The organism is Actinomadura bangladeshensis, from assembly GCF_004348335.1.
GTDB lineage: Bacteria > Actinomycetota > Actinomycetes > Streptosporangiales > Streptosporangiaceae > Spirillospora > Spirillospora bangladeshensis.
The window spans coordinates 1-4,724 of record NZ_SMJW01000398.1; the positions used below are offsets into that span (position 1 = coordinate 1).

Annotated in this window: 6 protein-coding genes and 3 tRNA genes; 7 read left to right on the plus strand and 2 right to left on the minus strand. The window is 72.5% G+C overall.

What is annotated here, in order from left to right; all coding sequences use genetic code 11:
* Positions 1–85 precede the first annotated feature (85 nt).
* The 5 genes from E1284_RS38510 (at position 86) to E1284_RS42195 (ending at position 1,469) form a co-directional block, all read left to right on the plus strand.
* Entirely contained in the window at positions 86–868 is a 783-nt protein-coding gene (locus E1284_RS38510; RefSeq protein ID WP_131945078.1) for a putative protein N(5)-glutamine methyltransferase, read from the plus strand.
* 54 nt (positions 869–922) lie between these two features.
* On the plus strand, positions 923–1,045 hold the full coding sequence (locus E1284_RS43810) for an LPFR motif small protein (protein ID WP_275406865.1): 123 nt from the start codon (positions 923–925) through the stop codon (positions 1,043–1,045).
* Between the two features lie 119 nt (positions 1,046–1,164).
* Positions 1,165–1,237, plus strand: a tRNA-Ala gene (locus E1284_RS38515).
* 1 nt (position 1,238) lies between these two features.
* Positions 1,239–1,310 (plus strand) — tRNA-Gly (locus E1284_RS38520).
* An 88-nt stretch (positions 1,311–1,398) separates the two neighbouring features.
* Positions 1,399–1,469, plus strand: a tRNA-Arg gene (locus tag E1284_RS42195).
* A 7-nt stretch (positions 1,470–1,476) separates the two neighbouring features.
* Here E1284_RS42195 and E1284_RS38525 read toward each other — a convergent pair.
* Together E1284_RS38525 and kdgD are read right to left on the minus strand one after the other, a co-directional pair.
* A complete protein-coding gene (locus E1284_RS38525; RefSeq protein WP_131945079.1) occupies positions 1,477–2,631 on the minus strand; it encodes an L-talarate/galactarate dehydratase in 1,155 nt (384 codons plus the stop codon).
* A gap of 1 nt (position 2,632) precedes the next feature.
* On the minus strand, positions 2,633–3,547 hold the full coding sequence (gene kdgD, locus E1284_RS38530) for a 5-dehydro-4-deoxyglucarate dehydratase (protein ID WP_131945080.1): 915 nt from the start codon (positions 3,545–3,547) through the stop codon (positions 2,633–2,635).
* A gap of 74 nt (positions 3,548–3,621) precedes the next feature.
* On the opposite strand from kdgD, the gene E1284_RS38535 reads away from it, so the two are divergent.
* Both E1284_RS38535 and E1284_RS38540 read left to right on the plus strand, forming a co-directional pair.
* A complete protein-coding gene (locus tag E1284_RS38535) occupies positions 3,622–4,506 on the plus strand; it encodes a LysR substrate-binding domain-containing protein (RefSeq protein ID WP_131945081.1) in 885 nt (294 codons plus the stop codon).
* Between the two features lie 75 nt (positions 4,507–4,581).
* The coding region (locus E1284_RS38540; protein ID WP_207924204.1) for an acyl-CoA dehydrogenase family protein at positions 4,582–4,724 on the plus strand (143 nt) is incomplete at its 3' end.

Genomic DNA, 4,724 nt, shown 5'->3' on the forward strand with positions numbered 1-4,724 from the left:
GACATCGCCCCATTCTCGCGCCCCGCCGCCCCTGCTCCGGACGGCGGTGCGGGACGGCGGCGTGGGATAGAGTCCGGAAACGCCCATGACGACGCCCATGACCGAGTCCGCCATCGTCTCCCGGCTGCGCGCCGCCGGCTGCGTGTTCGCCGAGGACGAGGCGCGGCTGATCCTCGCCACCGCCGGCACGCCGGACGACGCCTCCGCCATGGTGGACCGGCGCGCCGCCGGGCAGCCCCTCGAACACGTCCTCGGCTGGGCCGAGTTCCACGGCCTGCGGATCGCCGTCGAGCCGGGGGTGTTCGTGCCCCGCCGCCGCACCGAGTTCCTGGTCCGGCAGGCCGCCGCGCTCCTCCCGCCGCGTCCCGTCGTCGTCGACCTGTGCTGCGGCTCCGGCGCGCTGGGCGCCGCGCTCGTCGCCGGACTGGACGAGTACGCCCTGCACGCCGCCGACGTCGAGCCCGCCGCGGTGCGCTGCGCGCGCCGCAACATCGCCCCGTTCGGCGGCCACGCCTACGAGGGCGACCTCTTCGCACCGCTCCCGGACGCGCTGCGAGGCGGCATCGACGTGCTGCTCGCCAACGTCCCGTACGTGCCGACCGGCGACGTCGGGCTGATGCCGGCCGAGGCGCGCGACCACGAGCCGCGCGTCGCGCTCGACGGCGGCCCCGACGGCCTGGACGTCCTGCGCCGCGTCACCGCCGAGGCGGCGGACTGGCTCGCCCCCGGCGGCCACCTGCTGTTCGAGACGAGCGAGCGGCAGGTCCCGGACGCGGTCGCCGCCGCCGAGCGGGGCGGGCTCGCCGCCGCCGTCGCGACGTCCGAGGAGTTCTACGCCACAGTCGTCGTCGGGGCAAAGCCGGTGTAAAACCCGTCGCACGGGTACAGGTCGCATTAGGACGACCTGAAGGAGTGAAATGCAATGCGCCGCATCAGTGCAGCGCTCAGCGCCATCATCGGCACGATCGTCAGCATCGTCACGCTGCCCTTCCGGGTCCTGCAGCGGTTGCTGACCCCCTCGCGCAGGACCCGCACCCACCGGTGACCGAGAGCACGCGAGACCGGCCGCCCCGGGCCATTCCCCCTACGGCCCGGGGCGGCCGCACGTAAAAATGCTTTGCGCGTTCCCCGCCTCTTCCCGCACCCTATGAGTACGAAATCAAGGGGTCTGTAGCTCAAAGGGAAGAGCGCCCGCCTTGCAAGCGGGAGGTTGCCGGTTCGAGTCCGGCCCGATCCACGCCGCAGAGGCCTAAATGGTGAGGCGCCTGACTTCCAATCAGGAGAACCGAGTTCGATTCCCGGGTGCGGCTCTGGACTGGACCGGCGGGAGTAACGACCCCCGGCTGGTCCTGCACGTGCCCGAGGCGGGCGGACGCCACCGCCGCCGGCGGGCGCCCATGCTGGATCATCCAAGGCCGGGATGCGTGATTCCGGATCACGTCATGCGGGTTCGACTCCTGCTCCAGCAGCAATTCGTCAATGGCGCGCGTCGATCCGGGTGTGCGCCGTCGTCCAGGCGCGGGCCTGCTCGGTGAGGGTGATGCCGAGACCGGGGCGGGCCGGGACGTGCATGCGGCCGTCCTCGATCGCCGGCCTTTCGTTGAACAGCGGGCCGAGCCAGTCGAAATGCTCCACCCACGGCTCGCTCGGATAGGCGGCGGCCAGATGCAGGTGGATCTCCATCGCGAAATGCGGCGCCATCTGAAGGTGGTGGTGGTCGGCCAGTGCCGCGAGCCTGAGGAAATTGGTGATGCCGCCGATGCGGGGCGCGTCCGGCTGGATGATGTCGGCGGCGCGCCGGTCGATGAGCGCGCAGTGCTCGGCGACGCTGGTGAGCATCTCGCCGGTCGCGATCGGCGTGTCGAGCGCGGCGGCGAGCGCGGCGTGGCCCTCGGCGTCGTAGGCGTCCAGGGGCTCCTCGATCCAGGTGAGGTCGAACGCCTCCAGGGCGCGGCCCATGCGCTGCGCGGCGGGCCGGTCCCACTGCTGGTTCGCGTCCACCATCAGCGGGAACGCGTCGCCGAGCCGCTCGCGGACGGCGGTGACGCGGCGCATGTCCTCGGCGTGGTCGGGATGCCCGACCTTGATCTTGATACCGCCGATGCCGGCGGCGACGGCCGCCTCGGCGTTGTCGAGGACCTCCTCCAGCGGCGCGTGCAGGAAGCCGCCCGAGGTGTCGTAGCAGCGGACGGAGTCGCGGTGCGCGCCGAGGAGTTTGGCGAGCGGCAGGCCCGCCCGCTTGGCCTTCAGGTCCCACAGCGCGATGTCGATCGCGGCGATGGCCTGCGCGGCGAGCCCGCCGCGGCCGGCCGAGGCGCCGGCCCACGCGAGCTTCGTCCAGATCCTCCCGATGTCGCTCGGGTCCTCGCCGATGAGGGCGGGCGCGATCTCGGCGGCGTGCGCGAACTGGCCGGGCCCGCCGGCGCGCTTGGAGTAGCCGAACCCGATGCCCTCGTGGCCGTCCTCGGTGCCGATCTCGGCGAACAGGAACACGACCTCGGTCATCGGCCGCTGCCGCCCGGTCAGCACCTTGGCGTCGCTGACCGGAACGGCGAGCGGCAGCGTCACGGACGAGAGCTCGATCCAGGCGACCCGGTCCAGGGTCGCCTCGCCGGCGGGGACCCCCGTCATCTCAGCGCGCCCGCTTCACGAGTTCGGCCAGGTCGGCGGTCTCGGCCTCGGTGAGGTCCGTCAGCGGCGGGCGGACCGGGCCGGCGGGGTGGCCGGTCACCCGCAGGCCCGCCTTGATGATGCTCACCGCGTAGCCCTTCTTGCGGTTGCGGACGTCGCAGTACGGCAGGACGAACTCGGCGAGCCGCCGCGCCACCTCGTCCCGGTCCCGGTCGCGGACGGCGGCGTAGAACGCGAGCGCGAACTCCGGGATGAAGTTGAAGACCGCCGAGGAGTAGGTCGTGACGCCCATCTCCAGGTAGGGGAGCGCGAACGTCTCCGCGGTGGGCAGCCCGCCGATGTAGACGAGCCGGTCGCCGAGCCGGGACCTGATCCGCGTCATCAGCTCCAGATCGCCGACGCCGTCCTTGAACCCGACGAGGTTGGGGCAGGTCTCGGCGAGTTCGGCGACCGTCGCGTCCTGGTAGACCGCGTTCGCGCGGGAGTAGACCGTCACCCCGAGCCGGGTCGCCGCGCAGACCGCGCGGACGTGCGCGGCCAGGCCGTCCTGCGACGCCTCGGTCAGGTAGGGCGGGAACAGCAGGACCCCGTCGGCGCCCGCGTCCTCGGCGTCCCGGGCCATCCGCGCGGCCGTCGCCGTCCCGTACCCGGCGGGCGCGACCACCGGCAGGCCGCCGGGCGCCTCGGCGACGGCCGCGCGCACCACCCGCCCGACCTCGTCCGGGGTGAGCGAGAAGAACTCGCCCGTGCCGCCCGCGGCGAACAGGCCCGCGACGCCGTACCCGCCGAGCCGGGCGATGTGCCGCCGGTAGCCGTCCTCGTCGAAGGACAGGTCGTCGTGGAAGTGGGTGACGGGGAACGACAGGAGCCCGGACCCGAGCCGCGTCGCGATCTCTTCGGGCGCAGTCTGCTTCATGCCCCGAGGCTAGGATGGCCGATTGATCCAGGTCCAACACGAAAAATGCATCCACTGATACCCGCAGGGAATCGATGTTCACGCTCACCCAGCTCACGAACTTCGTGGCCGTCGCCGAGGAGCTGCACTTCGGCCGCGCCGCCGAGCGGCTCCGGATGACGCAGCCGCCGCTCAGCCGGCAGATCCAGCTGCTGGAGCACGAGCTGAAGGTGCGGCTGTTCGACCGGACGAACCGCTCGGTCCGCCTCACCCCGGCCGGGCGGGCGTTCCTGGTCGAGGCGCGCCGGCTGCTCCAGCAGGCCGACCACGCCGCGATGTCCGTCCGGCAGGTCTCGTCGGGCGAGGCGGGCAGCATCACGCTCGGGTTCACGGCGGCGAGCGCCTACGCGACGCTCGGCCGGCTGCTGGAGGTGGCGCGGGCGGCGCTGCCGGACGTCGGGATCGTCCTGCGGGAGATGGTGACCAGGGACCAGGTGCGGGCCCTCGCCGAGGGCAGCCTCGACCTGGGGCTGGTGCGGCCCCCGGTCACCGACCCGGACCTGGAGGAGCGCCCGGCCGACCGCGAGGCGCTGCTCGCGGCGATCCCCGACGGCCATCCGCTCGCCGAGGGGGACGGGCCGCTCCCGCTGGCCGAGTTCGACGGGCGGCCGTTCATCATGTACTCGCCCGCCGAGGCCCGCTACTTCCACGAACTCGTGATCAGCCTGTTCCGGCAGGCCGGCGTCTCGCCGGTGTACGCGCAGTACCTCAGCCAGGTGCACAGCATCCTCGCGCTGGTCGGCTGCGGCTGGGGCGTCGCGCTGGTGCCCGCCGCCGCGTCCCGGCTCCGCTACGCGGGCCTGACGTTCCGGCCCGTGGACGTCCCCGGCCCGGGCCCCGTCGAACTGAGCCTGACCTGGCGCCGGAGCAACGACAACCCGGCGCTCGCCAAGCTGCTCCGGCACCTTGACGCGCCTTGACCGGAGCACGGGACGTCACTTATTTTGTCGTTAAAATATTGGTCTTCAAAATATCCGGTGGCAGGTGGAGGAACGATGGGCGACTATCCGGCGTATGCGCCGTCCGAGGAGCATGAGCTGCTGCGGCGCACGGTGCGTGAGCTGGCCGAGGCCAAGATCGCTCCTTTCGCGGCGGAGGTGGACGAGGAGTCCCGGTTCCCGCAGGAGGCCCTGGACGC

Coding starts and splice junctions, on each gene's coding strand:
- kdgD (WP_131945080.1), bottom strand. CDS start 3,547: ATGAAGCAGACTGCGCCCGAAGAGATCGCGACGCGGCTCGGGTCCGGG.
- E1284_RS38535 (WP_131945081.1), top strand. CDS start 3,622: ATGTTCACGCTCACCCAGCTCACGAACTTCGTGGCCGTCGCCGAGGAG.
- E1284_RS38510 (WP_131945078.1), top strand. CDS start 86: ATGACGACGCCCATGACCGAGTCCGCCATCGTCTCCCGGCTGCGCGCC.
- E1284_RS43810 (WP_275406865.1), top strand. CDS start 923: ATGCGCCGCATCAGTGCAGCGCTCAGCGCCATCATCGGCACGATCGTC.
- E1284_RS38525 (WP_131945079.1), bottom strand. CDS start 2,631: ATGACGGGGGTCCCCGCCGGCGAGGCGACCCTGGACCGGGTCGCCTGG.